24 protein-coding genes and 1 pseudogene are annotated in these 24,666 nt (G+C 67.3%); 6 read left to right on the top strand and 19 right to left on the bottom strand.

Annotated features, from left to right (window positions below; all coding sequences use genetic code 11):
- Window positions 1–163: 163 nt before the first annotated feature.
- Window positions 164–919: a bifunctional 2-polyprenyl-6-hydroxyphenol methylase/3-demethylubiquinol 3-O-methyltransferase UbiG gene (locus DVH23_RS08085; protein ID WP_114576930.1), complete on the bottom strand. Its 756-nt coding sequence runs from the start codon at window positions 917–919 to the stop codon at window positions 164–166.
- Window positions 920–1,076: 157 nt separating this feature from the next.
- Between DVH23_RS08085 and DVH23_RS08080 the strand changes: the two genes are divergently transcribed.
- Window positions 1,077–1,691 (top strand): HAD family hydrolase, encoded by a 615-nt coding sequence (locus tag DVH23_RS08080; RefSeq protein ID WP_114576929.1) that lies wholly within the window; start codon window positions 1,077–1,079, stop codon window positions 1,689–1,691.
- A gap of 76 nt (window positions 1,692–1,767) precedes the next feature.
- A complete protein-coding gene (locus DVH23_RS08075) occupies window positions 1,768–2,013 on the top strand; it encodes a ferredoxin (protein ID WP_114576928.1) in 246 nt (81 codons plus the stop codon).
- Here DVH23_RS08075 and DVH23_RS08070 read toward each other — a convergent pair.
- The 3 genes from DVH23_RS08070 to mdh form a co-directional block, all read right to left on the bottom strand.
- Complete coding sequence (locus DVH23_RS08070) at window positions 2,010–2,510, bottom strand: GNAT family N-acetyltransferase (protein WP_114576927.1); 501 nt, start codon at window positions 2,508–2,510, stop codon at window positions 2,010–2,012. The genes DVH23_RS08075 and DVH23_RS08070 overlap by 4 nt on opposite strands.
- 93 nt (window positions 2,511–2,603) lie before the next feature.
- Window positions 2,604–3,035: a GNAT family N-acetyltransferase gene (locus DVH23_RS08065; RefSeq protein WP_114576926.1), complete on the bottom strand. Its 432-nt coding sequence runs from the start codon at window positions 3,033–3,035 to the stop codon at window positions 2,604–2,606.
- Window positions 3,036–3,164: 129 nt separating this feature from the next.
- Window positions 3,165–4,079, bottom strand: coding sequence for a malate dehydrogenase (gene mdh / locus DVH23_RS08060; protein ID WP_114576925.1), 915 nt, complete (start codon window positions 4,077–4,079; stop codon window positions 3,165–3,167).
- Between the two features lie 166 nt (window positions 4,080–4,245).
- Here mdh and DVH23_RS08055 point away from each other — a divergent pair, with 166 nt between their 5' ends.
- Window positions 4,246–4,674, top strand: coding sequence for a GNAT family N-acetyltransferase (locus tag DVH23_RS08055; protein WP_114577060.1), 429 nt, complete (start codon window positions 4,246–4,248; stop codon window positions 4,672–4,674).
- 122 nt (window positions 4,675–4,796) lie between these two features.
- On the opposite strand, the gene DVH23_RS08050 is transcribed toward DVH23_RS08055, so the two are convergent.
- From DVH23_RS08050 to DVH23_RS08040, 3 genes and pseudogenes are all read right to left on the bottom strand, one after another.
- Window positions 4,797–5,276: an RNA-binding protein gene (locus DVH23_RS08050; RefSeq protein ID WP_114576924.1), complete on the bottom strand. Its 480-nt coding sequence runs from the start codon at window positions 5,274–5,276 to the stop codon at window positions 4,797–4,799.
- 446 nt (window positions 5,277–5,722) lie between these two features.
- Window positions 5,723–6,133, bottom strand: a pseudogene (locus tag DVH23_RS24545) (AI-2E family transporter); the annotation flags it as partial.
- Window positions 6,134–6,562: 429 nt separating this feature from the next.
- Window positions 6,563–6,967 (bottom strand): DUF5518 domain-containing protein, encoded by a 405-nt coding sequence (locus DVH23_RS08040; RefSeq protein WP_157972360.1) that lies wholly within the window; start codon window positions 6,965–6,967, stop codon window positions 6,563–6,565.
- Between the two features lie 57 nt (window positions 6,968–7,024).
- On the opposite strand from DVH23_RS08040, the gene DVH23_RS24980 reads away from it, so the two are divergent.
- The 3 genes from DVH23_RS24980 to DVH23_RS08030 are packed head-to-tail and all read left to right on the top strand — an operon-like array spanning window position 7,025 to window position 8,822.
- Complete coding sequence (locus tag DVH23_RS24980) at window positions 7,025–7,159, top strand: hypothetical protein (protein ID WP_255565232.1); 135 nt, start codon at window positions 7,025–7,027, stop codon at window positions 7,157–7,159.
- A 34-nt stretch (window positions 7,160–7,193) separates the two neighbouring features.
- Window positions 7,194–7,496, top strand: coding sequence for a hypothetical protein (locus tag DVH23_RS08035; protein WP_114576923.1), 303 nt, complete (start codon window positions 7,194–7,196; stop codon window positions 7,494–7,496).
- A gap of 39 nt (window positions 7,497–7,535) precedes the next feature.
- Window positions 7,536–8,822, top strand: coding sequence for a ribonuclease R family protein (locus DVH23_RS08030; RefSeq protein ID WP_114576922.1), 1,287 nt, complete (start codon window positions 7,536–7,538; stop codon window positions 8,820–8,822).
- Between the two features lie 156 nt (window positions 8,823–8,978).
- On the opposite strand, the gene DVH23_RS08025 is transcribed toward DVH23_RS08030, so the two are convergent.
- From DVH23_RS08025 to DVH23_RS07965, 12 genes are all read right to left on the bottom strand, one after another.
- Window positions 8,979–9,419, bottom strand: a complete 441-nt coding sequence (locus tag DVH23_RS08025) for an Hsp20/alpha crystallin family protein (protein ID WP_114576921.1) — start codon at window positions 9,417–9,419, stop codon at window positions 8,979–8,981.
- A gap of 107 nt (window positions 9,420–9,526) precedes the next feature.
- On the bottom strand, window positions 9,527–10,945 hold the full coding sequence (locus DVH23_RS08020; protein WP_114576920.1) for an NAD(P)/FAD-dependent oxidoreductase: 1,419 nt from the start codon (window positions 10,943–10,945) through the stop codon (window positions 9,527–9,529).
- Between the two features lie 66 nt (window positions 10,946–11,011).
- Complete coding sequence (kdgK1, locus tag DVH23_RS08015) at window positions 11,012–11,962, bottom strand: bifunctional 2-dehydro-3-deoxygluconokinase/2-dehydro-3-deoxygalactonokinase (protein ID WP_114576919.1); 951 nt, start codon at window positions 11,960–11,962, stop codon at window positions 11,012–11,014.
- Window positions 11,963–12,050: 88 nt separating this feature from the next.
- Window positions 12,051–13,136 (bottom strand): RNA 3'-terminal phosphate cyclase, encoded by a 1,086-nt coding sequence (gene rtcA, locus DVH23_RS08010; RefSeq protein ID WP_232833720.1) that lies wholly within the window; start codon window positions 13,134–13,136, stop codon window positions 12,051–12,053.
- Window positions 13,133–15,274, bottom strand: a complete 2,142-nt coding sequence (gene mutL, locus DVH23_RS08005) for a DNA mismatch repair endonuclease MutL (protein ID WP_114576917.1) — start codon at window positions 15,272–15,274, stop codon at window positions 13,133–13,135. The genes rtcA and mutL overlap by 4 nt, the downstream gene beginning before the upstream one ends.
- A gap of 125 nt (window positions 15,275–15,399) precedes the next feature.
- On the bottom strand, window positions 15,400–16,029 hold the full coding sequence (locus tag DVH23_RS08000; protein WP_114576916.1) for a heme-binding protein: 630 nt from the start codon (window positions 16,027–16,029) through the stop codon (window positions 15,400–15,402).
- Window positions 16,030–16,376: 347 nt separating this feature from the next.
- Complete coding sequence (mutS, locus tag DVH23_RS07990; RefSeq protein ID WP_114576914.1) at window positions 16,377–19,034, bottom strand: DNA mismatch repair protein MutS; 2,658 nt, start codon at window positions 19,032–19,034, stop codon at window positions 16,377–16,379.
- 39 nt (window positions 19,035–19,073) lie between these two features.
- Window positions 19,074–19,397: a tRNA-binding protein gene (locus DVH23_RS07985; RefSeq protein ID WP_114576913.1), complete on the bottom strand. Its 324-nt coding sequence runs from the start codon at window positions 19,395–19,397 to the stop codon at window positions 19,074–19,076.
- Window positions 19,398–19,870: 473 nt separating this feature from the next.
- On the bottom strand, window positions 19,871–20,998 hold the full coding sequence (locus tag DVH23_RS07980) for an ABC transporter ATP-binding protein (RefSeq protein ID WP_114576912.1): 1,128 nt from the start codon (window positions 20,996–20,998) through the stop codon (window positions 19,871–19,873).
- 10 nt (window positions 20,999–21,008) lie between these two features.
- Window positions 21,009–21,845 (bottom strand): carbohydrate ABC transporter permease, encoded by an 837-nt coding sequence (locus tag DVH23_RS07975; RefSeq protein ID WP_114576911.1) that lies wholly within the window; start codon window positions 21,843–21,845, stop codon window positions 21,009–21,011.
- The gene (locus DVH23_RS07970) at window positions 21,845–23,032 is read right to left on the bottom strand and encodes a carbohydrate ABC transporter permease (protein WP_198667875.1); all 1,188 of its coding nucleotides are present in this window, start codon (window positions 23,030–23,032) and stop codon (window positions 21,845–21,847) included. Before DVH23_RS07970 ends, DVH23_RS07975 begins: the two co-directional genes overlap by 1 nt.
- A gap of 68 nt (window positions 23,033–23,100) precedes the next feature.
- Window positions 23,101–24,567: a sugar ABC transporter substrate-binding protein gene (locus DVH23_RS07965; protein WP_198667874.1), complete on the bottom strand. Its 1,467-nt coding sequence runs from the start codon at window positions 24,565–24,567 to the stop codon at window positions 23,101–23,103.
- Between the last annotated feature and the right edge of the window lie 99 nt (window positions 24,568–24,666).

Genomic DNA, 24,666 nt, shown 5'->3' with positions numbered 1-24,666 from the left:
GGACGCTACGCCCCCCCGGATTATTAAACTAGCTGCTATATATCGGGGTTTAAGCGGTTATCATTGATAAAATTCTCTGCTTTGTCTAGTAACTTCGGCTCGAGGCGGGCGCGCCATCCTTCGCTCGGCGATCGCCCCCCGGAACGGAAATCGCCGCCGGCGGCTACTCCTTTTCGAGGAGGGCGACGTACGTGTTCCCCCCGGCATAGACGTCGGCCACCGTCCACGGCGTGCCGCCGGCGGCGTCGGCCAGCCTGTCGGGGCCAAAGAGGAGGAACTGGAGCGTCCGGCCCACTACTCGGCCCCCCGATCCGGGCGGCTCGTACTCGAAGTGAAACGAGCGGTGGGCGATTCCCTTCCTGGGGTCCGAGCGGTAGCCGAGCAGGTCGCCCTCCAGGGTATCGGGATCGTAGTTGTGGATAGCGGCCAGCCCGTTCTCGTCGGTGACCCGGGCGAACTCGGCGAGGAGTTCGCCGACGCCCGCGAGCGACCGGCCGAGCCCGATCTGGGTCCCTAGGGCGTAGAGGGTCCGGAACCGATCGGGATGGAAGGCGAGATCGAACATGTCCATCGTGGAGGCGTCCGCGACGCCGCGCGCACTGGCGGCCCGGACGGCCCCGGGACTGACGTCGACCGCAGTGACCGCCAGGCCCCGGTGCTGAAACCACAGCGCGTGCTGGCCCGCGCCACAGCCGACGTCCAGAAACGGGCCGCCGTGGGCGGCGAGGCGCTCGAGTAGCCCCACGGTACCGTCGTCCCACTCCGAGCGGGGCTCGAAGTAGTAGTCGGCGACGTGGCCCTCGCGCGTTCGCTCGCCGTCGCGGTAGACGAGCGAGCCCGGCTCGCCGCGCTGGTGGTCGAACATCGCCCGCCCGAGCGGGTCCGGTCGCCCGCCGATTTCTCGTGGCTCATCGGCCATATCGGCTCCGACGCGCTCCGGGGTAATTACTGTGTGTTGAGATATGATCTCGAGTAACGTGTGACACGGCAACAAGAGTTAGAAGACCAGTCCCGACGCGCGCGGTAGACCCACACGGCGGGGAAACGGCTTTCTCCGAACCCGCCCTCCGAGAGGTATGCAGGCCGTCTACGTCGATCTCGACGGGACGCTGATCGAGTACGCCGAACCCTTCCCGCGGATCTACGCCGATGCCCTCTGCTCTCTCGGCGTCGAACCTCGGGAACTGGAGGCCTATAGCGAGGCGTTCTTCGACCTCCTGGGCGAGGCCGACGACCCGTTTTCGGCCGCGATCGCGAAAACCGACGTTCCAGTCGATCCCGACGCGTTCAGCGATGCGATGGTCGACCGGGAGGTCGAGGCCGTCCGGGCGGTCCCCGGCGCGGACGACCTTCTCGAGACGCTCGCTGGCGATCATCAACTGGGGGTGCTCACCAACGGCGTCGGTTCCCTCCAGCGCGCCAAACTCGAGGCGGTCGGGCTCGCCGACCGCGTCGAGACCGTCGTCGTCTCGAGGGAGGTCGGGGTCGAAAAGCCCGATCCCGAAATCTACCGGATCGCCGAGGAGCGCCTGCCCGCCGACTCGTACGCGTTCGTCGCCGACGACGTCGAGCGGGACCTCCGGCCGGCGGTCGAACGGGACTGGCATGGGGTGTACGTCGGCGAGGACGACCCCGGTGGCGAGGGCGTGGCGGTCGCCCGCTCGCTCGCCGCGGTGCCAGACCTGCTGTGAGGGGGCGGGTTTCCGAGCAGGGGGAGCAGGCGAGGGCACCGCTACCGATTTAGGGCGCCCCGGTCAATCTCCGCCCATGCGCGTCGAGTTCGACGAGGACACCTGTATCGGGATGTACCAGTGCGTCGCGGAGTGGGACGCCTTCAGCGAGGACAAGTCCGCAGGGAAAGCGGTTCTGGAGGGCGGCGAGGAGGTCGAAGACGGGATCTTCGCCCGCGAGGTGCCCGCCGAGGCCGAACTCGATGCGAAGTTCGCCGCCCGGACCTGTCCCGTCGACGCCATCGCGATCTACGACGACGACGGCGAGCAGTTGATTCCCTAAAGGCGTTTCCAGTAGACGAACAGCTCGAACGCTTCCGAGAATTCCTCGATATCGGCCCGTTCCACGGGATCGTATCCGCGTTTCTCGTAGAACCGGCGGGCGGCGGTCTGACGCCCGGTCGTGTGGAGTATGATCCCCTCTGAGTCCGCGTTCCGAGCGCACGCCTCGAGTTCGTCGTAGATCCGACCCCCGTAGCCCCGCCGCTGGTACTCGGGGGCCACGTTGAACCGTTTCAGCTGGACCGCCTTCTCGGAGACGTCGGCGACCGACCGGATCATCTCGCCGGGGTCGCGGTAGGCGATCGAGGCAACGATTCGACCTCCTCTCTCCCCGACCAGGAACTCTCCGTCGGGGAAATACTCGTCATCGAGTCCGTCGAAATCGTCGCCGACGTCCTCGAAATAGGCTCCCGCGTCGCGGTGGGCCGCCTCCATCAGCTCGCGCAATCGTGGGACGTCGTCCTCTCGAGCCCGTCGGATCGACAGATCGTCCACCATACACGATGGACCGATCCCCTCAGTCTTCAATGGGCCGGCAGCGTTGAAGCTCGTGACTGGCTGCGTGGACCCATTTCACTTCGATCGTTGAGATCATCCTTCCCGGCGGTAGGTCATCCGCACCAGTTCCTCGCTCTCGCCCTCGGGCACCTCGATCTCGGGATCGAAGCACTCGAAGCCGACCGACTCGTAGTAAGGAACCAGTCCGCGCCGACAGAGCAAGGAGAGTCCCACGACCTCCGCGAGGTCGGGGTGGTCGACTAGCGTTTCGAGGAGTGTCCGGCCGAACCCTTCGCCGCGGCGCTCGGACGCAACGATCACGTCGAAGACGTTCGCGTAATAAACCCCGTCGGTCAGCACCCGCGCGGCGGCGACGAGTTCGTCACCCTCCTCGATCCCGACGGCGACCTCGGTTCCCGAGAGGGCGCGGCGAACCTCCTCTACGTCGCGGTCGGCCCACCACTCGTAGTCGCCGTAGAGATCGGTCAACGCCGGTGCGTCGGCGGGCGTGAGGTCCCTGGCCATCGGTCGCTCCGTCGCTCGCCGAGAGAAAACGGTTTGGGGTGGTCTGGGACTGCGGGACGAGCGCGACCCCGTCGTCTCACTGGCCGAATACGGTGCGTCGAAGATGACGAAGGACCCTGACGAACAGACTCAGGCGATCTCGTCGTACTGCTCGGCGAGCTTCTCGGCGGCCTCGCCCAGCTGATTTCGCTCGAACTCCGTCAGGTCCCATTCGACGATCTCCTCGACTCCGTCGGAGCCGAGCCGGACGGGGACGCCGAAGGCGGTGTCCTCGTGGCCGTACTCGCCTTCCAGGGCGACGCTCGCGGGGAGGATCTCGCCCGTGTCGCGGAGGACGGCCTCGACCATGTGGCCGACGCCGGTCGCCGGGCCCCACTCGGTGGCACCCTTCTTCTCGATGACCTCCATCGCGGAGGTCTGGAGCTCCTCGAGGATCTCCTCGCGTTCCTCGTCAGTAAACTCGAGGTCGCGGCCGTCGACGCGGACCTTCGAGAACGCGGGGACCTGGGCGTCGCCGTGCTCGCCGAGGATGGTGGCCTCGACGTTGCCGACGGGGACGTCGTAACGCTGGGCGAGCACGTACCGAAAGCGCGCGGAGTCCAGACGGCCGCCGAAGCCGATCACCTGCTCGCGGGCGCGGTCACCGCTCTCGTAGAGGTGACGGTTCAGGAGGTCGACGGGGTTCGAGGTCGTGATCGAGACGTAGTCGTCGTTGTGCTCGTCGAGCGAGGACTGGATGTCGGCCATGATCGGGGCGTTGTCGCCCGCGAGGTCGATCCTGGTCTGGCCCGGCTGGCGGGGGATCCCCGCCGTGATGACGACGACGTCCGAGCCCGCGGTCTCGGCGTAGTCGCCCTGCCTGACGGTGGTGTTCGAGTCGTAGGCCACGCCGTGGTTGGCGTCGGCGGCCTGGCCGACCGTGTCTTCTTCCTTGTCGGGGATGTCCACGAAGACGAGTTCGTCACAGACGTCCCGGAGCGCGATGTTGTAGCCCGCGGCGGCTCCGACCGTGCCGGCCGCGCCGACCACGCTAACTTTCGTCATACCACGTACTCCTGGGCCAGTGATCGCGTTAAATCCGTCGAAACCCCCCGGTTCGCGTGATATGACGTCGGAACTGACGTCGATCGTCGAACACCCGCGCGGACGGCGGCGCGTTCCGCGCTCGGGCGACCGGCATCCCTTTTTCACCGGCCTGCCACCGATCGTCATGGCCGAGCGAGACGCGAGCGAGGCGTACACGATCCGCGAGGAACTCCCCGATCCGGAGACGTTCGCCGGGCTCCGGGCGGCCGCCGATCTTCCGGCTCGATCGCCGGAGGGTCTCGAGCGCGGGCTCCCGAACTCGCTGTACGGGGTCGTCGCCCTCTACGAACCGACCGGCGAGGTCGTCGGCATGGGCCGAATCGTCGGCGACGACGGCACCGTCTACCATATCTGTGATATGGCCGTCCACCCCGATCACCAGCGCCAGGGGCTCGGGACGCAGGTCATGGAGGCCCTCGAGGGCTACATCGAGGAGACGGCACCCCCGGATGCGTACGTCAACCTCATCGCCGACGTCGAGGGCTTTTACGAGGACTTCGGCTACGAGGAGGTCGGGCCCGCCTCGCAGGGGATGTACCGTCGGACGGAGTGAGCGGGGTGGTCTTCCGGCAGACGGTTCGCCGGTGCGCTCGAACCGCCCGAGGCCCATCCGAGAGGGCGCGGTTCGAGGCCGTCCGCCCGGTCGCCGAACCCCGTGCTCGGCGCCGTCGTCGATCAGCCGGCGAACTCGTAGAGGTCGTCGCCGACGTGGTGCAGCGAGTCGACGACCTTTCCCTCGTCGCCGACCATCTCGGAGCCCTCAACGCGGGCCCGCCCGACCCCCAGGACCTTGCCGTGGGACTCCTCGGCGATGATCACCAGATCGCCCTCACTCACGTCGCCTCTGACCTCGGTAATCCCCGGACGCATCACGTCGGCGCCGTCGCTGACGAACGACACCGCGCCAGCATCGACGACGACCACCCGGTCCTCTGGCTCGTAGGCGTTTGCCCCCCGGACGGTGAGGAAGTCCTCGCCGTCGAAGGCCGCTACCTGTGGCTTTCCGTCCACCAGGACGACCTCCCAGTCGCTGTCCTCGAACTCGACGTGTTCGTAGGCGTCGCCCGCGAGGGAGACGCCGAGTTTCGTCCGAACGGCGTCCTCGAGTTCCGAGACGGCGTCGCTGCGGAGGTGGTGGCGGGATTTGACCTGCATACCCGCGCTACCTTCCGGACGCATTTAACAGATGAGGTTCCCCGGGCGAGCGGATCGGTTCGACGCCGCGACCGGACGGCGAGCCCGTCCGAGCGCGGGTACCGGACGACACCGGTGAAACTTATCGCTTCTCGTCGTTCGGACCGGTATGTGACTTTGGATCCTGGTCGCGTTCGACGGCTCGACTCAGGCGAACTTCGCGCTACGGTATGCGTTGGCCACGTACGCCGGCGAGGAGATAGGCGTTCTCTACGTAGATACTTCCAGGAACGGGCGTAGGACGGCAGCGATGAAGGCGATTCGGCGTCCAACGGGCGCACGACCGTGGCCGCCGATGACGTACTCCAGAGAGCCGGAGTCGCGGCCCTGGACGAGACGACCGCGGGAACCGGCCGACCGACGAGGAACAGGGAGACCGAGGCCGGCGCCCAGACGATCGAGGCACCGACGAGCGGAACCATCGCCGCGATGAACGTCGTGACGATCCAGAACACGACGTTCCCGAGGCCGAGAACGAGAAACACGGCGCCGAGCAAGACGGCTTGTGCGCCGGCGACGGCGACGGTGCCGACCAGCGAGTTGTGGAGCAACAGATGGGTCCCCTCGAACAGTTCGTCCTGGACCGCCGGTTCGAGGGGCAACACCGTCCGAACCCACTCGAGGGTCCGGTCGCCGCTTCGGAGCAACTGAAACAGGACGAAAAAGAGCACCGTGAACCCGATGAAGAGTTCGGGAAGGCCACCGATGATGCTGAAGAGGTTGCCGGCAAGACCCCGTACGCCCGTTTTGACGGCGCTGCTGAACGCATCCTGGAGGGCCGCGAGATCAACCCGCGTTCCGAGTCGCGCCGCGGTCAGCTCGTCGAGCTGGGAGACGTCTCCGGGCTGAAGGTCCGCGAAGAGTCGGCTGGCCTAGTTCGCCGCGACGACCAGGATGGCCACGACCGGAAGGACGATCATAAAGAGTCCGACGAGTATCGACAGGCCGGCGGCCAGCTCCGGTCCGACCCGCGTCCCGAGCCGGTCGTTGACTGGGCCGAGAGCGTACGCGAGGATCACGGCGACGACGATCCAGATGAGAAAGGGCAGGACGATCAGGACCGAGAGCACGCCGACGAGAAGGCCGATGAGGAGGAGAAATCGGTTCGAACGCATCGGTTCTTCGCTCATACGGTCGGGAACGGTTCCACCTCGAACGTCTTAATGGACGGTTCGCGATATCGATGACACTCACCGGTCGATGCCGGTCGACTCTAATCGAGGGAGAAGGTGGGTTCGGGTACTTTCTCAGGTCCGCGCGCCCACCTGCTCGGGTGCGGCCCGGCGGTGTTTCGCCCACGAGCCGAGCGCCCCGCCGACGGCACCGGGGATGGCGTAGAACGCCAGCATCAGGATGCCCAGGACGAGCACGCTGAACGAGGCGACGAGCCCCCCGAACAGGAGGGTCGTGAACGTCGCGATGGCTAACAACACCAGCGACCCGAAGACGGTCGCGACCGCGCCGTGGACCGCTCCGGTGCTCACCCGTCCGCCGACGATGTACCCGGCAGTGAGCCCGCCGAGGAGTCCGATTCCGCCCCAGTACAGGAGCACGACCGAGGCCTCAGATCCCACGTAGACGAGGCCGCTGATGAACCCCAGCACGAGGGTCATGACGAATCCGGTTACCACAGCTGTCCAGTTCATGTTCATGATCACATATTAGTACGCTGTCAACGATCATAAAGCCCGTTCCAGGGGAGACGGACAGTGCAACCGGCAGACCGGATGGCTCGTCGACTCGTTGCCTCGGAGTCCCCTGGGACCGACAGAGAGGACGAGCGCCGGCGTGACGATCGAGACGCCACGGACGGCCACGTTCCCTCGCTGCCCGACCGACCGTGACAACCGCTAAGTAGCCACGCGTCGAACTCCGGATATGGTCTCGTGGCCCCCCTGGCGGGCCGACCGCGTGACGTGTATCGCCTGTGGCACGTCCCTTCCGCGTGCGGACGCCCGCGAGTACGACAAACACGGCGACCGGTGGGATCGCGGCGAGAAGGAGTTCGAACACCTGTGTAAACCCTGCGACCGGGAACTCTCCCGGTGTCCACGGGACGGGGTCGAGGACCTCCTCTGTGAACTCGGCGACGGCCTCGACCAGGCGGAGTTCTGTGCGCGATACATGGCGGCCGTCGGGGACCGGCGGCGCGAACTCGAGGGCCACGGGCGCCGCGAGTAGCGACGACACGCCTTTGACCCTCTCGCCCGAACGCAACCCATGAGCGATCAGCAGGGAGACGCCCAGGCCGAGGCTGGAACGGCCGAGGGCCAGGGACCCGTCGAGATAAGCGAGGAGCTCGCGCGCCACATCGAGAACAAACGCGAGGAGCTCTTCGAGAAGTTCGAGATCCGCGACGAGTTCCCCGAGACCGTCATCGAGGAGGCCGAGGTCCGCACCGAGGACGTCGGCTCGGAGATCGAATCGGAGGTCGACGAGCGCCGGGACCTCCGGGAACTGACGACCTGGACGACCGACCCCGTAGACGCCCAGGACTTCGACGACGCCATCTCGATCGAAGAACGCGAGGAGGAGTACGTCCTCTGGGTCCACATCGCCGACGTCACCCACTACGTCAACCCCGAGACTGCGATGTGGGACGAGGCCGTCGAGCGCGGAAACACGGTCTACCTCCCCGGTTATACGATCCATATGCTGCCGCCGGTCCTCGCCGAGACGGTCTGCTCGCTGGTGCCCGAGGAGGACCGGCTGGCCCACACCGTCGAGATGCATCTGGACAAGGAGACCCTGGGCTACGAGGAGATCGAGATCTACAAGTCCGTCATCCGGTCGGACGAACGGCTCACCTACAGCCAGGCCGAAACCCGGCTCGAGGACCCCGACCTCCCGCTCCACGAGGAGAACGTCCTGGTTCACGACCTCGCGGATCGGATGCACGAGCAGCGAAAGGAGGACGGCTCCCTGGTTCTGAACCCGAGTCGCGACCGCGCCCACACCATCATCGAGGAGTGCATGCTGAAGGCGAACAAGGCGGTGACCCACACCCTGATGTGGGATCGGGGCGTCGAGGCGATGTACCGCGTCCACCCCCAACCGAGCCCCGACGAGTGGTCGGAAGCCCTCCGGGAGATCCAGGATCTCGACGGCGTGTCGATCCCCGGCGACAAATGGGACGACCCCCGGAAGGCCGTCAACGCGACCCTAGAGGAGGCACCCGGTCGCCAACTCGACAAGATCCAGTGGGCCGTGATGAAGGTGATGCCCCGCGCTCGCTACATGAACGACCCCTTCGGGGGCCACCACGCGCTGAACTTCGAGATCTACGGCCACTTCACGAGCCCCATTCGCCGGCTCTCGGACCTCATCAATCACTGGATCGTCCACGAGAACGACGTTCCCGTGAACCTCGTGGAACTCTGTGATCGGGCCAGCGACAAACAGAAGGCCGCAGAACAGTGCGAACGCGAGTACAAGAACTTCCTCCAGGAGGTCGGACTCGACCCGATGGCGGTCAACAATCGCGGGATCGAGGTCGTCGAGGACTGATAGGGTCGGAGACCCGATGAGCCGGGGACGTCAATACAGGCGAAAAGAGCCGGGTATCGAGAGACGAGCCGCTCGCCCCGACAGGGCGCCACGACTCCACAGCGACCGGCCGGCCGATCCACAACCCTCCCGGAACCGGGTCCGAGCGCGATCGGCTTACTCGATCTCGATGTGGTGGCCGCTCTCCCGGCCGTCCTCGACGGGAAGGCGGACCTCGAGGACGCCGTTGCGGTAGGAGGCGCTGATCCCCTCCTCGCCGACGCGTCCGGGGATCGAGACCGAGCGCGCGATCCGTCGCGAGCGCATCGCGTGGTGGCCCTCCGCGTCCTCCTCGACGTCGTGGCTGGCGTCGATGGAGAGGGTGCCGTCCTCGAAGGTGAGATCGATCTCCTCGCGCTCGAAGCCGGGGAGGTCCATCACGAAGACGTACTCGCCGTCCTCCTCGTGGAGGACGGACCCGTCGGCCTCCGTCCCCCAGGCACCGGTATCGGCGCCCGGCTCGAGGGCGGGCATCCCGTGTCGCCGTCCCGTCCGGAACTCCTCGAAGGTGCGGTTCATCTCGTCGAACAGCCTGTCCATGTCGTCGAAGGATCTCATCGGTGATCGAATATACATACGTTATCGAGTATAATAACTATTATGAGAAGTGAGCTATCACGCGTTCGGAAGCCGACGTCCGGCGAGTCGGTCGGCCCCACGCAGTGCTAGCGGTCGCCGAGTTCAGTACGGGCCTCCCGGAACAGTCCGTCGAGGATCTCGGGCGTCGTCGGGTGGTAGGCCCGCTTTGGAACTTCGCGGACGTCCAGGCCCATCTCGACGGCCACCTGCATCGTCTTGGCCATCACGTCGGCCTGGTAGTGAAGACCCTGGTAGCCGAGCACGGTTCCGTCCTCGCCGACGACGAGCGTCGCCCGCCCCTCCGGATGTCCCTTCACGGCGAACACGCCGTCCGAGGAAGCTTCCCGCGAGACGACGACCGCGTCCATCCCCAGCTCCGCGACCGTCTCCGGCGTGTGGCCGATCCGGGCAAAGGGGTAGACCCCGAGCCCCGAGAAGATCACGTGGTGAGGGACGTTCGCGTAGGGCTCGAGCTCCGCCCCGCGAGCGTGTCGAACGATGTTTTCTCCGGTCGCGAACCCCTGTTCTTTCGCGACGTGGAGAATCGGCTCGCGGCCGTTGGCGTCGCCGACGACGAACACGCGGTCGTCGCCCGTCGCCTGCATCGTCGATTCCACCCAGTTCTCGCCGGGTTCGAGGGACGTGTTCTCGAGTCCCAGCCCCTCCAGGTTCGGCTCCCGGCCCGTGAAGGCACAGAGCCGGTCGGCCTCGATCGCCTCCTCGTCGCCCTCCCGCTCGACGTGGAGCCGAACGCCGCCCTCGGTGGCCTCCACGCGTCGCTCGTCGGTCTCGACCAGAATGTCGATTCCGAACTGCTCGCGGTAGAGCTCGAGGAGCGTGTCGCCGAACTCGTCTTCCATATCGTCGAGAGGTCTCTCTTCGTGTTCGATGACAGTTATATCGACGCCGCCGACCTCGGCGAGGTAGGGTGCGAGCTCGAGACCGACGTAGCCAAAGCCCATCACGACCGCGCTGTCGGGGAACCGGGTCGCGTCGAGGACGTCGCTACTGGTCAGCGGTTCGACCGCCTCCATGCCGGGAAGGTCGGGGATCGAGGGGCGGGAGCCGGTCGCGACGACGACGTAGTCGGGTTTGAGTTCGCGAGAGCCGACGGCAAGGGTGCGGTCGGCGACGAACCGCGCGCGCTCGTGGAGGAACTCGACGTCCTCTCGTTCGGCGAGGTCGTGAACGTGCTCGCGGCGGTGTTCGGCGAAGTTCGAGACGTGGTCGTCCTTGCGGGCGACGACGGCCTCGGGATCGACCGTCGGCGTCCCCGAGAGCCGGTCGTCGTGGCGAACGCGATACCGGTCCTCGGCCGCCGAGAGGACGTCCTTGGATGGCATACAGCCCCTGAGGATGCAGAGCCCGCCGCCGGGATCGCCGTCGTCGATCAGCGTCAGCTCGAGGTCGTCGATCCCGCCGTCGTCCGCGCGGTCTACCAGCTCGTCGGCGGCGGCGACCCCGGCGCTGCCGTAGGCGCCGACGATCGCGACGTGGAGAGACATGGGCGGCGGTACGGCGGACTGCCGGATAGCGTTTCGGGGTCCGTGTGCCGTCCTCGAGCGACCCCCCTATCGGGATATCTCCCCGCTCTCGTCGGCGATGACCGCCTCGACCTCCTCGCGGGTGACCAGGGCGATATCCCCCGGAATCGTCCGCTTGAGCGCGGCGGTCGCGGCGCCGTACTCGAGAGCGGTCGGAACGTCGTCGCCGGCGAGCCGGCGGGCGAGGAAGGCGCCGGTGAAGGCGTCGCCGGTGCCGATCGGGTCCACGGTATCGGTCTCGTAGGCGTCGTGGTCGTGGACGACGCTGTCGTGCCAGGCCAGCGCGCCCCGCGCGCCGCGAGTGACGACGACCGTGTCGAACTCGTAGGCCGAGCCCAACTTGTGGGCGATCTGGCGGGGGTCACCCTCGTAGCCGAGCACCTCCCGGGCGTCCCGGGCGGCGATCACGAGGAGGTCGATCCCGCCGAACAGCGCGGTCAGCGTCTCCTCGGCCTCCGCCTCCGACCAGAGCTTCCCCCGGTAGTTGAAGTCGAAGGCCGTCGCCGTCCCCGCGCGCTTTGCGGCCTGGAGCAGTTTGCCGGTCGTCTCCCGGAGCGTCGGCGAGAGCGCGGGCGTGATCCCCGTCGTGAAGAAACAGTCCGCCTCGCCGATCAGGTCGTGGTCGAACTCCTCGGCACGGGCGGTCGTCACCGCCGCGTCCGCCCGGTCGTAGACGACGTTCGTCCCGCGGGGCTTGCCGGCGTGCTCGAGGTAGTAGGTGCCCTGGCGGCCCTCCCCGAGGATCACGTCGGTCCCGATCCCGTACTGATTGAGTTCGCCGACGACCCGCCGTCCCAGCGGCGAGTCGGGCAGTTTCGAGGTCCAGGTCGCCTCGGCGCCCAGCCGGGAGGCGGCGACGGCGACGTTGCTCTCGGCGCCCGCCGCACGCACCTCGAACTCGTCGGTGGACTCGATGCGCTCGTTGTCCGGCGGCGAGAGCCGGAGCATCGTCTCGCCGAAGGTGACGAGGTCGGTCATCGGTCCCGCCTCGTGGCCTCCCGTCCGATCCCGTCGGCCCGCCGGATCGGGTCGCGGTCGTTCATACGGGATCGGACGACCGGGCGTGCTATAAGTCGTCCCCTCGCGGTCGGTCCCCAGGCTTATCGTCCGCCCCCGAGACCACCGCGCCGCCGGCGTCGATCGAGACCGAGACATCGTACCCGAGATCCGCGAGCAGTCCGGCGGCCGATTCGAGGTGGTCGGTGACCGCCGGCGTCCGGTAGCGCCCGCCGGCGAGCGCGAGGGTGGGGAGGAGCTGATCGGCCAGGCGGGGGTCGACCGCCGGCGGTCCGTCCTCGGCGTCGCGCTCGAGAAAGCGGTTCGCCCCGTCGGCGGCCGCCTCGCCGACGCGCTCGGCGAGCTTCCCGGGTTCGCCCAGCGCGGTAAAGCCCGCCCGCGGGAGCCCGCCGTCGGCGAGCACGACCACGATCGCCGACCCCGGTCCCGGGCTCTCCGCGGTCGTCTCGACGCGCTCGTCGATCGCCCGGTCCAGCCGTTCCGTCGCTGCTCCGGCCTGGCGTTTCGCGACGTCGCTGTCGGCGAGGGCGGCGGCCTCCGTCGAGTGGATCCGAACCGAGTCGATGCCTCCCGGGTTCGCGCCGTCGGTCGCGCTCCCGTCGAGGGCGATCGGCTCGAGCGCCGAGGGAAACAGGTGGAGGGTCACCCGGCCGCCTCCTGCAGGGTAGAACCCCCGGCGATCGACCTCGACGGTCGCCGCGAGCCCGAACGCCCGGAGCAGCGGCAGTTTCACGTGCCGCTGGTAGTCCATCGGCGGCGACCACGCGACGTCGGTGCCGCCGGTCGCGGTCACGGAGAGGGGTTCTTCGAGAGCGACCGCCAGCGGGAGGAGGGCGTCGAACAGCAGTGTCAGGCTCCCGGCGGTCCCGATCTCGACCGCATACTCCCCGCCCGAGACGGGGCCGGGATCGAACGCGACCGTCCCCGCGCCGAGTTCCGCCCCCTCGCGGTCGGCGCCCGTGATCGCCGACAGCGTCTCGAGGACGGCGAGGTGTTGGGCCTTCAGTCCGGGGTCGTCGCGTCCGCCCCGGACCTGTTCGATCCGAACGGGCTCGCCCTCGAGGGCGGCGACGGCGAGGGCAGTCCGGAGGAACTGGCCGCCGCCGCCCGATCCGTCGAGTTCCCGCACGGTCAGGCGTGGCCCGGGTAGTCCCGTTCGAATCGCTCACCGATCTCGTCGCCGTCGATCGAGATGATCACCGGCCGGCCGTGCGGGCAGGCGTAGGGGTTGGTGCAGTCGTCGAGCGCCGAGAGGAGATCAACGACGGAGCCCTCCCGCAGCGAGGTGTTGCCTTTGATCGCGGGATGGCAGGCGAGATCCGCGAGGAAGTCGTCCGCGAGGGCGTCTACGGTTTCGGCGCCCGCCTCACGGTCGCCGGCGACGACCGAGTCGAGGACGTTCCGGAGCCCCTCGGGCGCCATGACCTCCCCGACGACGGCGGGGACGGTCGTCACCGACACGGTGTGGTCGCCGGTTCGGTCCGCGTGAAAACCCAGCCGCGAGAGCGCCTCCCGGTAGCCCGAAAACGCTTCGGCTTCGGCGGCGGTCACCTCGAGTTCCACGGGCGAGGCGAGGGTCTGTGCGGCCGGGTCGTCCGCGAACTCCTCCCGGAGGCGCTCGTAGTGGACCCGCTCGTCTGCGGCGTGCTGGTCGATCAGGACGAGCCCGTCCTCGCCCTCACAGACGAGATAGGTGTCCTCGAGCTGGCCGAGCACCCGCAGCGAGGGCAGGGAATCGAACTCCCGGTCCGTGCTCGCGGCCTCTCCGCCGAGAGTCCGCTGTTCGCCGGCTTCGAACGCTCGCGCCGGCGAGGGGCCCGGGTCGCTCGAAGCGTCGGCGGGTTCGCTTCCGGACGGCGCCGGCGGGGCGTCTTCGTCGGGCGGCGCCGACGTTCGGTCCGGCGGTGATCGAGTGCTGACAGGGTCCTGGGGGGCTTCGCCAGCGTCGGTTTCGTCCGCGCTGGCGGCATCAGTCGCGGCGGCGGTCGCGGCGTCGCCTGCCGAATCCGTCCCGGAATCGCGCGCTCGGTGGCCCTTGCGGGCTGTACCGGCGCGGGCGGACTCGGCGACCTCGGCATCATCCGCCCCCTCCGTCTGCGCCGATCCGGGTTCCCGGTCGGAATCCGGCCGACTGCTCGATGGGGAGACGCTCGTTTGCTCGGGAGCGGACCGACCACGGGGGGCGGTCGAGCGCAGCAAGCCGTGGTCGAGCAGCGCCGCCTCGACGGCCGAGTCGACGCTCCGGCGGACGGCGTCGTCGTCGTCGAAGCGGACCTCGCGCTTGCGGGGGTGGACGTTGACGTCCACCGCGTCGCCGGGCACCGATAGAAAGAGGACGACGAATGGGTAGCGATCGCCGAGTTGACCCTCGTAGGCGCCCATGATCCCCTCGCGGATCGCAGGGGAGGTGACCGCGCGGCCGTTGACGTACGTCGCGAGGTACTCCCGCGAGGAGCGGTTGGTCTCGGGGTGAGAGACGAGTCCGGAAACCGACTCGAGGGGGCCTGCGGGAAGCTCTTCTCCCTCGCTCTCGACGGGGATCATCGCGCTCGCGACCTCGCGACCGTACACCGACAGCACCGCCGCCTGGAGGTCGCCCTGGCCGGTCGTCGAAAAGACTTCGCGGCCGTCGTGGGTCAGAGAGACGGCGACGTCGGGGTTCGCGAGCGCGTAGCGGGTGACCACGCGGTTGACGTGGGCGAACTCCGTCGCGGTCGCCTTCAGGAACTTCCGGCGGGCTGGCGTGTTAAAAAAGAGGTCCTCGACGGTCACCGCAGTGCCCTCGGGACAGCCCGTCGGCTCGACGGAGCGGACCTCGCCGCCCTCGGAGACGAGTTCGGTGCCCGCACCCTCCGTGCCCCGCGCTTTCGTCTCGATCCGGAGCCGGGAGACGGAGCCGATCGTGTGTAAGGCCTCGCCCCGAAACCCGAGTGTCGAAACCCCCGAATCGAGGTCGGTGACGTCGCCGATCTTGCTGGTCGTGTGCTCGCGGACGGCCGCGCGGACGTCGGCTTCGGTCATCCCGCGGCCGTCGTCGGAGACCCGGATCGACTCGGTCCCCCCTTCCGAGACCGCGACCGAGAGACGCGAGGCGCCGGCGTCGAGAGCGTTCTCGACGAGCTCTTTCACCGCGCTCGCGGGCCGCTCGACGACCTCGCCGGCGGCGATCCGGGCGACGGTGTCGTCGTCGAGCCGGCGGATCTCGGTCCCCGCCTCGTCCGCCGTCCCCTCTCCGGACTCCGCCTCCCCTCCGGGCTCCGTCTCGTCGCTCATCTGATCGGCGGGGCTACGACCTCCCGCCACAAGTGTCCCCCGGTGGCGCGGGCCGGTGATCTCCCGGGACCGGCGTTGCCCTCCGCTCCCGACGGACGATCGGAACCGGGCGGGGTCGGTTCCCCCTACCCGACCGTCACCGCGACCTCGTTTCGACGCATGAACGGCGGCGTCCACGGGTCGTTGTACTGCAACAGGGCCGGCTCCCCCCGAACCTCGAGACCGCGCTCGGCGACGGCCGCGACCAGCGCCCGGCGCCGCGCCTCGACGCGCCGGTCGGTCGCGAGCCAGGAGAACCGACGGACGGCGACCGTCCGCGGCGGCTCGACGACGAGCCGAACGTCCGGATCCGTCGGAACCGGGGCCGACGTCTTCGAGTACGACGGCGGAAGGTAGAACGCCATCGTGACCGGCCCGTCGCCCCGGTCGGCGGTTCGGACGGGTGCCGTCATCGCCACCGACTCGCCCTCTCCCCTGCCCGTTCGCACCGGCGCGGTCATCGCAACTTCATCGCTCGCGGCGTTCTCGCCGTCGATGTACCGGAACAGACGCCGAAACGCGTCGGTTCCGTCGTCGTCCGTCGTCTCGACCAGTACGGTTTCGGGGTAACGCCGGAGTTCGAATCCGTCGCCCGACTCGAGGACGTCGTAGGGAACGCGTTCGGTCGTCTTGGCGCTGTAGACGCCCCAGCCGATCCAGCCGGCGAGGAGGGTCCCGGTGGTGGCGGCGACGACGGTGGCGAGACGAGATCGCATGGCCCGGCTACGCCGCCGGCGACCAAAAACCCATAACCCCCACTCGGGAGTAGTGTCGGTACCACGCCATCCCGACCATCCATCGGCTGCACGCGAGGAGTACGGCCAGCAGGAGTCGGAGCATACACGCCCAACAGCAGTCCTCCATCCGGCCGTAATAACAGCCCACCCGATACCGCGGGACGTGCAGCCGGCCCCGGTCGTCCCTCTCTAACATGAGTATGGTTCACACTGGCCGGCAATAAGGGATTCTGTGGACCGACCTCCGCGAGACGCACTCGGAGCGGTTCCCCGATTCCAGAGACGGGTGGGGCGGATCCGGCCGCCACGCCACACGCCGTCGCTGCCTACCGGTCCTCGAGGGTCCGCTGCCACTCGCTGACCTTCGAGAGCAGTTCGATCGGCGCCGTCTCCGCTACGTCGATCCCCTCGAGGTCCTCGAGCACCCGTTTCGCGTCGGGATCGAGACCCTCCGTGGACTCGCCGCCGTCGGACGACTCCGGCGAGGATCGCGACTCAGCGGGTCGCTCGCCGCCGTCGGCGTTCGCGGGGCCACGAAAGCTCCCGCTGCCGACGTCGAAGACGGTCTGGACCGGCTCGTCGTCTCCCCCGCCCCTGGCCTCGATCGCCTTCTCATCGCGCAGGCGGTCGAGGACCTCCCGGGAGCGCGAGACGACCGGACCGGGCACCCCCGCGAGGTCGGCGACATGGATGCCGTAGGATCGGTCCGTGGGACCCTCGCGGATCGTCCGGAGGAAGGTGACCTCGCCCTCTCGCTCCTCGGCGGCGACGTGGACGTTGCCGACCCGCGGGAGGTGGTCGGCCAGCCCCGTCAGTTCGTGGTAGTGGGTCGCAAAGAGCGTCTTCGCGCCGACCTCGTTGTGCAGATACTCGGTCGCGGCCCACGCGATCGAGATCCCGTCGTAGGTCGCCGTCCCGCGGCCGACCTCGTCCAGGATCACCAGCGAGTCCTCGGTCGCCGAATGGAGGATGTTCGAGAGTTCGCTCATCTCGACCATGAACGTCGAGCGCCCGCCCGCGAGTTCGTCGAGCGCCCCGACCCGGGTGAAGATGCCGTCGACGAGCCCGATTTCGGCCTCGCGGGCGGGGACGAAGCTGCCGATCTGGGCCAGGAGGACGATGCAGGCGACCTGGCGCATGTACGTCGACTTCCCGGACATGTTCGGCCCGGTGACGATCAGGAAGCGCCGGTCGTCGTCTAAGGCGACGTCGTTGGGCACGAACTCGGTGGTGCCCTCGACGACCGGATGCCTACCTGCCTGGATCGACAGGCCCTCGCCGGCGTGCAGGTCGGGCCGGATCCAGCGGTTCTCGGCGGCGTGGGTCGCGAGCCCGGCGAGAACGTCCACCTCCGCCAGGGTTCGGCCGACGTCCTGGAGGAGTTCGGCGCGTTCGCCCACCCGGTCGCGCAGTTCGGCGAAGAGGTCGTACTCGAGCTCCCCCCGCTGCTCTTCCAATCCGAGCAGTTCCCGCTCTTTCTCCTCTAGCTCGTCGGTCGTGAACCGCTTCGAGTTCTTCAGCGTCTTGATCTCGTCGTACTCCTCGGGAACGCCGTCGGCCGCCGACTTCCCGACCTGGACGTAGTAGCCGTCGGTCGTGTTGCGGTCGACGGTCACGTGCGAAAGGCCGTGGCGGCGCTTCTCGCGGTCGGCTAACCCGTCGAACCACGCCTGGACCGCCTCGTGTCGCTCGATCACCTCGTCCAGGTCGGGGTCGTATCCCCGCCGGAGGAGTTCGCCCTGGGTCACCGTCGAGGGCGGGTCCTCGGCGATGGCTTCCTCGAGTTCCCGGCACAACGCGCCGGCGGCCTCTCGATCGGGTTCCTCGAGGCGGTCTGTGAGGGGCGAGTCGGCGAGATCGGGGGTCGACGAAACGACGTCGGCGACCGCGGGGAGGACGGCGAGGGTCTCCTGAACGGCCACCAGATCCCGGGCGTCGGCGCTACCGTGGGTCGCCCGCGAGGCCAGCCGCTCCAGGTCGTAGGCCTCGCCCAGTCGGTCGCGGAGCTCCTCGCGGGCCATCGCCGCCGTCGAGAGCCCCTCGACGCAGGCGAGACGCTCCTCCAACAGCGCAGGCGACCGGCGGGGACGACAGAGCCACTCCTTTAACAACCGGCCGCCCGCACTCGTCTCGGTGTGGTCGATCGTCGAAAACAGCGAGCCCTCGCTCTCTCCGTGCATCGTCTCGGTGAGTTCGAGGTTTCGCTGGGTGGTCGCGTCGAGGGTGACGTGGTCGTCGCCGTGGTGGGCACCGATCCGGGTCATCGACGCCAGCACGCCCGCGCCGGTTTCCTCGACGTACGCGAGGACCGCGCCGGCAGCCGCGATCGCTTCCCGGGAGACGTCGAGGCGATCGACCGTCTCCCGGCCGAACTGCTCACCGACGGCGTGGGCGGCGCGTTTGGGCGCGAATGCCTCCGTTTCGTGGAGGGTGAGCGTCCCGTCCAGCTCCGAGAGGAGGTCGTCGTCGGTCCTGACCTCGGGGCCGGGGAGGGTCTCGACCGGCGAGAACCGGTAGAGTTCGGTGAGGGCTTCTCCCCGATCCTCGGCGTCGGCGACGAGAAACCGGCCGGTGGTGACGTCGGCGAAGGCGAGGCCGTACCCCTCGCCGGCGACGACCGCCGCGAGGTACTGGGCGTCGGCGTCGCTCGTCTCGAGGAGGGTCCCCGGCGTCACCACGCGGACGACCTCGCGGGCGTGGCCGCCGTCGTCGGTGTCGTACTGGTCCGCGACCGCGACGCGGTAGCCGCGTTCGACCAGCGCCTTCAGATACGGCGTGAGGTCGTCGACGGGGACGCCCGCCATCGGGTACGACGAGCCATGGGAGGACTTCTGGGAGACCTTCAAGTCGAGTTCCTCGGCGACGAGTTCGGCGTCCTCGGCGAAGAACTCGTAGAAGTCCCCACACTGCATCGCGAGCAGGTCGGCGTCGGCCTCCTCCCGGAGAGAGAGGAACTCCCCGACGATCCCCGTCGCCTCTGGCATACCCGAAGGCACTCGGCCCACCGCTAAAGACCTGCGGGTTCAGTAGAGCGATCCCCCGAGCGGGACGTCCTCGTCGGGCGTCACGAGCACCGGGTGGCCCTCCTCGTCGGGGACGCCAAGGGTCAGTGCCTCCGAGTCGAATCCCGCGATCGGAACGGTGCCCAGGTCGGTCGCACAGATCACCTGCCGACCCGGCAGTGCTTCGGGATCGTGACGGTACCCCAACTGGGCGGCCGACTGGACGGTTTCCTCGCCCAGATCGATCCACAGCTTCACCATCTCCGGCTTGTCGGTCTCGGGGAACGCCTCCGCGCGCTCGACCCGACCGACGCGAACCGTCGTCTCGAACGGACTCTCGACCATGGCGCCACCAGACCGCGGCGAGTCAAAAAGCCCTTGGCCACGGCCTCCCCCCGGAACTTCCGCCCACAACTAACCATTTTGGATTTCATAAATCTTTTTCTATAATTCGATGGTCCCCGATCCGCCCGTCAGCCCCTTTCGATTCGATCAGAACACGAGCGGATCGCGTCGTGTGCGTCAAAATCCCGTTCTTCGCTCTCTTTCCCAGCTTCCCAGCGTCGATCCAGAAGCATCGTCACGACCGGTCGAGAGGGACGGTCTCGAGTATCAGTTCAAAACTACGATTTCGAACGTCACACTTCTCGAACAGTCTCCCCCGTCTCGATCGTGGACTCCTCGTCGAGGACCGGCTGGCGGTCCAGCCAGTCGTCGGCGTTGGTCCCCGACAGCGAGCGCTCGAGGACGAGCAGGTCGACCGACTCCGAGCGGACCTGGGCGCGGACGTGGTGGTCGCCCGAAGAAAGGAGGGGTCGTCAGTGACTCGGCTGGACGTACTGGTCGTAGTCGACGTCGGTCTCCCCGGTTTTCGTCTTTACCGCCTCGGTCGTCTCCGCGTCGAAGAGGTAGAGGTCCTCCTCGGCGAACCCGAACGTGACCGTCTTGCCCGCCTCGGGATGGATCACGCTCTCGATCCGGGCGGTGATGTCGATATCGCCCATCACCCCGTAGAGGAAGTTCTCGTTACCCATCTCCTCGACAACCGTGACCTCGCTTGGCATGCCCCCGTCGGGGTCGAGTTCCAGGTCCTCCGGGCGGATCCCGACGCGGACCCGATCGCGGCCCTCGACCAGCGAGGTATCCTCCAACTCGTAGGTGAATCCGCCCGGTCCGCGGAGGGTTCCGCCGTCGACGTCTGCCGTAAGGAGATTGATGCTCGGGCTGCCGATGAAACCCGCGACGAACTCGTTTTCTGGCGCCCGATAGACCTCGCTTGCGGTGCCGACCTGCTGGAGCTCCCCGTCGTTCATCACCGCGATCCGGTCGCCCATCGCCATCGCTTCGGTCTGGTCGTGAGTGACGTAGGCGGTCGTTACGCCGAGTTCGCTCTGGAGCTCCTGGAGTTCGGTGCGCATCGTCGACCGGAGTTTCGCGTCCAGGTTCGACAGCGGCTCGTCCATCAGGAACAGCTGGGGATCCCGGATGATCGCCCGGCCGAGGGCGACCCGCTGTTGTTGGCCCCCCGAGAGCTCCCGCGGTTTCTGGTCGAGCAGCGTCTCGATACCGAGCATGGAGGCGATCGCCTCGACCTCGTCGTCGATCTCGTCGGTCGACTTCTTCGTCGAGAGCCGCAGCGGGAACCCGATGTTCTTTCGCACGGTCATGTGGGGGTACAGCGCGTAGTTCTGGAACACCATCGCCACGTCCCGATCCCTGGCGCGCCGGTCGGTCACGTCCTCGCCGTCGAACGTGATCGTTCCCTCCGTGACGTCTTCGAGCCCCGCGATACATCGCAGGGTCGTCGTCTTCCCACAGCCCGACGGGCCGACGAAGACGAGGAACTCGCCGTCCTTGATCGTCAGGTCGAAGTCCTCGACCGCGACGATCCGCTCGTTTCCGTCACCGAACTCCTTTCGCAGATTCGTGATGTCGATTGTTGCCATGGTGAGTATCTTACTGTTTGACGGATCCCGAGAGGATCCCCTTGATGAAGTACTGTTGCATCGTGAGGAACACGATGAAGATGGGCGTCACCGCCAGCGACGTCGCGACCATGATCTGGTCGAAGTAGACCCGCTGTTGGCCGACGAGGTCGGCCAGCGCGAGCGGAATCGTGTACATCTGTGGGTCCTGGAGGATCACCAGCGGGTAGAGAAACGCCTGCCACTGATTGAGAAAGAGGATGATCGCCAGCGCCGCCAGCGACGGCAGCATCGTCGGCAGCGCGATCTTATAATACAACTGGAACTCCGTCGCGCCGTCCATGCGAGCGGACTCGAGCAGCGAGTCGGGGATCGCCTTCATGTTCTGGCGCATTAGGAAGATCCCCAGCGGGTTCGCCGCCCACGGCAGGATCACCGCGAGATACGAGTTCGTCCACCCGATCTGGACCATGAGCAAGAACAGCGGGATGATCAGCAACTGGATCGGTAAGACGAGCGTCGCGAGGATGAAGTAAAACAGCGGCTCCTTGAACCGGAACTCGTACTTGGCGAACGCAAAGCCCGCCATCGAACAGAGCACGAGCGACAGCGCGGTGTAGGACACGGCGATGATGACGCTGTTGCCCATGCTCCTGAGGAAGTTGACGTTCTCCTGGAGCGCCTCGAAGTTCGCGAGCCACTGCGTGCCGGGGATCAGCCGCGGGGGCCACGTGAAGAACTCCGACTGGGGGATCGTCGCCGCGACGATCATCCAGTAGAGGGGAATCATCACGAGGACGGTGATCGTCAACAGGAAGATGTAGGCACCGAACTTCCAGAGGCCCTCTTTTTTGGTATCCGATCGCATTACGAGTCACCACCGCCGTACTGGATCTGAATGATTGACATGATGCTCACGATTACGACGAGGAGAACCGACACCGCGCTGGCGTAGCCGAGGTTGAGTTGGAGGAACGCCTGGTTGTAGATGTACTGGACGACGGTGATCGTCGCGTTCGAGGGGCCGCCGCCGGTGATGACGTACGGCTCGGCGAAGATCTGGAAGGTGCCGATCGTCGAGGAGACGACGACGAACAGCAGGACGGGACGGATCTGTGGGAGCGTGACGAACCGGAACTTCTCCCACCGGGAGGCGCCGTCGATCTCGGCGGCCTCGTACAGCTGCTGGGGCACGGTCTGGAGGCCCGCCAGCAGGATGATCATGTTGTAGCCGAGCCAGCGCCACGTGACGGCGATCACGAGCGTGATCCGCGCCCAGAAACCGTCGCCGAGCCACGGGATCGCCGTCAGCCCGACGCTCTCGAGGACGTAGTTGATCAGCCCGACCTCGCCGTTGAACAACAACAGGAAGATCGTCGAGTACGCGACCAGTCCCGTCGCAACCGGCAGCGCGATCAGCGTCCGGAACAGACCCTTCGCTCGGATGAACTTCGCGTCGAGGACGAGCGCGGTCGCCAGTCCCAGGATCACCATCAACGGCACCTGGACGACGAAGATGAACGTCGTATTGAGCAGCGACCGGTGGAACAGCGAGTCCCTGAAGATCAGGCGTTCGTAGTGCGAAAGACCGACGAACTCGAGGTTCGCGATCCGCGGGAGCGACACTTCCATTGGCCCCATCGTCACCGTCAACAGGACCTCGTTGGAGACGCCGACGTAGTCGAAAAAGGAGAGATACAGCGTGTACGCCGTCGGGAACAGCAGGAAGACCCCGAAGAGGATGAAAAACGGCGAGATGTAGGCGTAGGGAAGGCCGGGAATCTCCGGGACGATCCGAGAGACGTCCTGGCGGGTGTAGCGGACGCCGTCGGACACCTGCTTGTAGGCAGCCGACGACCGGATACGAGACTGGATGGCAGCGAGGACCATCGGGCTATGGCCCCCAATCTGCTCGGTCGTCCGACGCCTTCCCGGGGGTCGCTCGCGGCCGGACTGGGGGGGCGTCGGGGTCGGTTCCGTCCGGGCGGCGGTTCCGGACGCTCGCTCGAACGCCCGCTGCGCCCGGTCGAATCGACGGGCGTGGCAGACGTCCATGTGCGGACGTGGGTCGTTCGCTCATGCGCTGTGGGATCATGAAACTCGACGGTACGTGAAAGCCTCGATTACTCCGAGGCCAGATCGCGATCGGTCCGGTCTGCGACGGTCTCGGCGGCGTCGGTGACGGCTTCCTCGGGCGATTTGTTCCCGTCGAGCATGTTCCCGAGTTCGGTCTCGATGGCGTCCTGGACCTCCGGGGTGTCGGTAGTGTAGCGGTAGGGTTCGATCTCCTCGGCGACGTCCGCGAACAGCCGGAACACCGGCTGGCCGCCGTAGAAGTCGAGTTCCTCGTCGTAGATGTCGGCGTCGTACGCCGACGTCAGCGACGGGAAGAGCCCGTAGTCCTCGAGCATCGTGTTCTGGACCTCGGGGGTCGACATCGCCCACATGCAGTAGTCGGCCGCGCGGTTGATCGCCGCCTCCTCCTCGATCTGGGACGGGATCGCCATGTTCGAGCCACCGCGGTTCGACGCGCGGGTGCCTCCCTCCTCGAACGCGGGGAGTTTGTAGACGCCCCAGTTGCCCTCCGTATCCGGCAGTTCGGCCCGGAGGGTTCCGTCCATCCACGCCGCGGTCGCGACCGAGGCGAGCGTCCCCTCGGAAAACGCGGTGAACCAGCCGCCCGACCACGTCTCGATCCGCGTCGTGATCCCGGCGTCGCTCATGTCCTGGATGAGCTGTGCCACCTGGACGCTCTCCTCGCTGTTGACGCTGACGGCGCCCTCTTCGGTGAACGCCTGGCCGCCCAGTTGACGGAGCAGCATGCGCCACAGGCTCGACATGTCCTGGGGCGGGAGGTTGATCATCGAGACATCGTCGGGAAGCTGCCCTCCGGCCTCGATGAAGTCGTCCCAGGTCTCGATCGAGTCGACATCAATGCCGGCCTCCTCGTACCGGTCGCGCTTGTAGAAGACGCCGGTCGGGCCGATGTCCCACGGGATCGCGTAGTCGGCACCGTCGTAGTTGACCGTCTGCCACTTGCCCTCGACGATGTCCTCTCGGATCCCCGCCTCGTCGATCCGGTCGGTGAGGTCCATGAGGCCGTCGATGCTCGCGTAGTTGGTCACGTCGTAGTTCTGGACGACCGAGAAGTCGGGCGCGCCCTCGCCGCTCGTGATCGCGGTCTGGAAACGCTGTTCCCACGCGTCGCCCCCGAGTTCCTCGACCTCGACGGAGGTGCCGTTCTCCTCGTTGTAGGTCTCGGCGGCGTCCTGGAGCGACTGGGCCGCGATGTTCCAGCCCCACCCCTGGGAGGAGTCCGCCATCTCTCCGCCGGAGCCGCCGCTCGTGCTTTCGTTTCCGCTCTCGTTGCCGTTTCCGCTGCTGTTGCCGTTGCCGTTTCCGCCAGTTCCGTTTCCGCCATTACCGTTACCACCATTTCCGTTCCCGTTACCCCCGTTTCCGTTTCCACCGTTGCCGTTTCCGCCGTCGCCCCCGAAGCTGACACAGCCGGCGAGGCCGGCGGCGCCGGCGATACCGAGCGACCGCAGTAGCTGTCGACGGCGCGCACTAGGACCAGTAGACCCTGACATGGATGTTCACTCCCACATTGGATCTTGGGTATATTAACATTTGGATTCGTGCGTTCACACCACACGGACGGGAAAGCCCACGGAGCCCTTCCGTTCCTC

The sequence above is a fragment of the Saliphagus sp. LR7 genome, from assembly GCF_003344565.1.
GTDB classification, from domain to species: domain Archaea; phylum Halobacteriota; class Halobacteria; order Halobacteriales; family Natrialbaceae; genus Saliphagus; species Saliphagus infecundisoli.
The sequence above is the reverse complement of the archived record's forward strand: the minus strand, read 5'-3'. Positions and strand labels throughout refer to the sequence as shown.

Bases quoted from the DNA above. Each gene is read 5' to 3' on its own strand.
- DVH23_RS08085 (WP_114576930.1), bottom strand. From the start codon at position 919: ATGGCCGATGAGCCACGAGAAATCGGCGGGCGACCGGACCCGCTCGGG.
- DVH23_RS08080 (WP_114576929.1), top strand. From the start codon at position 1,077: ATGCAGGCCGTCTACGTCGATCTCGACGGGACGCTGATCGAGTACGCC.
- DVH23_RS08075 (WP_114576928.1), top strand. From the start codon at position 1,768: ATGCGCGTCGAGTTCGACGAGGACACCTGTATCGGGATGTACCAGTGC.
- DVH23_RS08070 (WP_114576927.1), bottom strand. From the start codon at position 2,510: ATGGTGGACGATCTGTCGATCCGACGGGCTCGAGAGGACGACGTCCCA.
- DVH23_RS08065 (WP_114576926.1), bottom strand. From the start codon at position 3,035: ATGGCCAGGGACCTCACGCCCGCCGACGCACCGGCGTTGACCGATCTC.
- mdh (WP_114576925.1), bottom strand. From the start codon at position 4,079: ATGACGAAAGTTAGCGTGGTCGGCGCGGCCGGCACGGTCGGAGCCGCC.
- DVH23_RS08055 (WP_114577060.1), top strand. From the start codon at position 4,246: ATGGCCGAGCGAGACGCGAGCGAGGCGTACACGATCCGCGAGGAACTC.
- DVH23_RS08050 (WP_114576924.1), bottom strand. From the start codon at position 5,276: ATGCAGGTCAAATCCCGCCACCACCTCCGCAGCGACGCCGTCTCGGAA.
- DVH23_RS08040 (WP_157972360.1), bottom strand. From the start codon at position 6,967: ATGAACATGAACTGGACAGCTGTGGTAACCGGATTCGTCATGACCCTC.
- DVH23_RS08035 (WP_114576923.1), top strand. From the start codon at position 7,194: ATGGTCTCGTGGCCCCCCTGGCGGGCCGACCGCGTGACGTGTATCGCC.
- DVH23_RS08030 (WP_114576922.1), top strand. From the start codon at position 7,536: ATGAGCGATCAGCAGGGAGACGCCCAGGCCGAGGCTGGAACGGCCGAG.
- DVH23_RS08025 (WP_114576921.1), bottom strand. From the start codon at position 9,419: ATGAGATCCTTCGACGACATGGACAGGCTGTTCGACGAGATGAACCGC.
- DVH23_RS08020 (WP_114576920.1), bottom strand. From the start codon at position 10,945: ATGTCTCTCCACGTCGCGATCGTCGGCGCCTACGGCAGCGCCGGGGTC.
- kdgK1 (WP_114576919.1), bottom strand. From the start codon at position 11,962: ATGACCGACCTCGTCACCTTCGGCGAGACGATGCTCCGGCTCTCGCCG.
- mutL (WP_114576917.1), bottom strand. From the start codon at position 15,274: ATGAGCGACGAGACGGAGCCCGGAGGGGAGGCGGAGTCCGGAGAGGGG.
- DVH23_RS08000 (WP_114576916.1), bottom strand. From the start codon at position 16,029: ATGCGATCTCGTCTCGCCACCGTCGTCGCCGCCACCACCGGGACCCTC.
- mutS (WP_114576914.1), bottom strand. From the start codon at position 19,034: ATGCCAGAGGCGACGGGGATCGTCGGGGAGTTCCTCTCTCTCCGGGAG.
- DVH23_RS07985 (WP_114576913.1), bottom strand. From the start codon at position 19,397: ATGGTCGAGAGTCCGTTCGAGACGACGGTTCGCGTCGGTCGGGTCGAG.
- DVH23_RS07980 (WP_114576912.1), bottom strand. From the start codon at position 20,998: ATGGCAACAATCGACATCACGAATCTGCGAAAGGAGTTCGGTGACGGA.
- DVH23_RS07975 (WP_114576911.1), bottom strand. From the start codon at position 21,845: ATGCGATCGGATACCAAAAAAGAGGGCCTCTGGAAGTTCGGTGCCTAC.
- DVH23_RS07970 (WP_198667875.1), bottom strand. From the start codon at position 23,032: ATGGACGTCTGCCACGCCCGTCGATTCGACCGGGCGCAGCGGGCGTTC.
- DVH23_RS07965 (WP_198667874.1), bottom strand. From the start codon at position 24,567: ATGTCAGGGTCTACTGGTCCTAGTGCGCGCCGTCGACAGCTACTGCGG.